Genomic DNA, 2,268 nt, shown 5'->3' on the forward strand with positions numbered 1-2,268 from the left:
ATGTCCATTTCTTTGTTATTAAAATCAATAAATATTAAATCGAATTCATTATCTTCTATCTGAGCTATAGCTTCAGATGCATCCTGAGTAAAAGTTACCTGCACATCCTCTCGCCTTAAAAATTCAGCAGAGAGCAATCTCTCCATATGGCCGAGATTAATTGCCGTCGATTCAAGAACTAAAACCTTAAATGAATTTGGTCTTATATTGTGAATATATGTGGTTGGGGTATTTAAACCTAAACAAGAAGGATTAGTTACAACCTCATGAGTATCGAGAGTAACCGGAATTGTAAAAACAAATTTAGTTCCAAACCCTACCTTACTGTCAACTGAATAGACTCCATTAAGCTTTTTACAGAAAAATTTAATTAAAGAAAATCCTGTACTACCATGTATATCATTCATGGGTAGTCCTTTATCAGTAAGTTCTAGTAGGGCCTCCTCTGTAAGGCCCATCCCAGTATCATGAACCTCAACTACCAATTGGTTTACATACACTCCGTAGACAACCTTAATAAATCCTAAACTAGTGTATTGCAGGGCATTATCAATAACGGCGCTAAGAATAATTTTTAGAAGTTCAAAATCAATAATTATGTTTTGTGTAGATATAGTTCTTGGCTCACAACTCCAAAACAAACCTGCTTTCGATTTGCATTTGACCGCATAGTGTTTATTAATAGCCTGAAAGAAGTGATCGCAATTTATAGAAGAAGCTTGAAGCTTGGCATCACCATTTGAGAATTCATTCAGACGCAACAACGAAGTCAACTGAAGATTCATTGAGTCTGTTAAAGCAAACGCTTGCATTGCATTTGATAGCGCAAACTCTCTATCTCCGCTGCACATGTTTAATATTGCTGATTCGAGATATTCTTGGGATTTTTCAAGCGCCAACTTCACATCCAAAATCGAATTTAATGCCCCCCTACCCTTTAGAAACAATTCTAGCTGGCCCGCGCATTGTAAAAATGATCTCTCTGTAGTCATTATATTCCTTTCCAACTCAAGGCTTTTGGTCACAAACAAACAATTACTTTCTTGACTTTAAAATTCATTCTTAAGAATTCAATAGCCCTATCTGCGCTTCGCCATTTCCGTGGCTCATCACCCGACTTTTTTGCGATCAAAGTTCGGTTTTCATGCGAATTTAGCAAAATCGAAATATATTCATTCTCGTCAAGTATAAATTCAGCCACATCGATGTTTTCAGGCATAACCCGCTTAAGAATGTTAATAGGCATCAATGTCGCTTCTTGTTCCAACTTAGCATTCCTTCCAATTCAAAAGCTTTAGAAACTTCACATCATGAGAAATCATACTTACCCATATTGGGTAAGTTGTGGTGCGCATTTTATTTATAAGGTAGGTGTCTAGCAATAGCAATAATTATAACTTTTGTGACAAAAAACATAATTATAGATAAAATTTACCCTGCTCTATGAGGATTATTAACCTTCGTGTACTAAAATAGTGCTCATTTTGAGAAGGTTTGTATGGTCGGTTATAAGCGCAAATTGCGAGGGGCATCACAAAATCAGGGGGAAATCCTTAAAAATGGGCTTCTTTTTATAACGTAAGAATGTCGCAGAAATGGTAATTTTCAATTATCAGTCATTGTGAGTTATATGAGAGAATTGCCGCCCATTAAAGAGCCACCAAAACTTACAGGTTTTCCATTTCGCTTCTTATATACAAACTGACAACCAGGGCAAATTTCGTACTCAGAGGTGAGTTTTGATTAATATTTTAATTGCGGATGATCATGCTTTTTTTGCTGACGGAGTTAAGCAAGCCTTAAAAGACACAGAAATCAATGTGATCAAATACATTCCTTCTGCCGACCAAATAATTGATGAGTTTACAAATATAAAGCCTGACCTACTGCTGTCAGATATTAAATTTGGGCATGAACTGAATGGCTTCGACGTTCTTGAGCAACTTATTGCAATACATCCATCTGCCAAAGTTATTTTATTGAGTCAATTCGATCAGGGTGAAACCATAAAAGAATCTTACAAAAGAGGTGCCAAAGCATTTCTTTCCAAATCTACTAGTAGCGAGGAACTCATAGAGGCTATTCGTGTAGTAGCCAAAGGGGAACTCTATTTCACTGCAGAAAATGCAATCAGGCTTGCTAAAAGTGAATATGACAAAGATCCAGATGATGCAAGCAATATTAAAGAACTACTTACAAAGTTAAATCCTAAAGAACATGAAGTGTTTCTACTTCTAGCTAAGGGCCTATCAGACGAAAAAGCTGCGG

General features: G+C 36.3%; 3 protein-coding genes. 1 reads left to right on the top strand and 2 read right to left on the bottom strand.

Annotation, left to right across the window (positions count from 1 at the left end; genetic code table 11):
- Both QZ824_RS11385 and QZ824_RS11390 read right to left on the bottom strand, forming a co-directional pair.
- Nucleotides 1–992, bottom strand: a 992-nt coding sequence (locus QZ824_RS11385; protein WP_291276135.1) for an ATP-binding protein, incomplete at its 3' end; no start/stop codon positions are given.
- A gap of 29 nt (nucleotides 993–1,021) precedes the next feature.
- A complete protein-coding gene (locus QZ824_RS11390) occupies nucleotides 1,022–1,246 on the bottom strand; it encodes a hypothetical protein (RefSeq protein WP_291276136.1) in 225 nt (74 codons plus the stop codon).
- Nucleotides 1,247–1,739: 493 nt separating this feature from the next.
- On the opposite strand from QZ824_RS11390, the gene QZ824_RS11395 reads away from it, so the two are divergent.
- Nucleotides 1,740–2,268: response regulator transcription factor (locus QZ824_RS11395; RefSeq protein WP_291276137.1), on the top strand; the 529-nt coding region annotated here is incomplete at its 3' end.

This window comes from Flavobacterium sp. (assembly GCF_021151785.1).
Lineage (GTDB): Bacteria > Bacteroidota > Bacteroidia > Flavobacteriales > Flavobacteriaceae > Flavobacterium.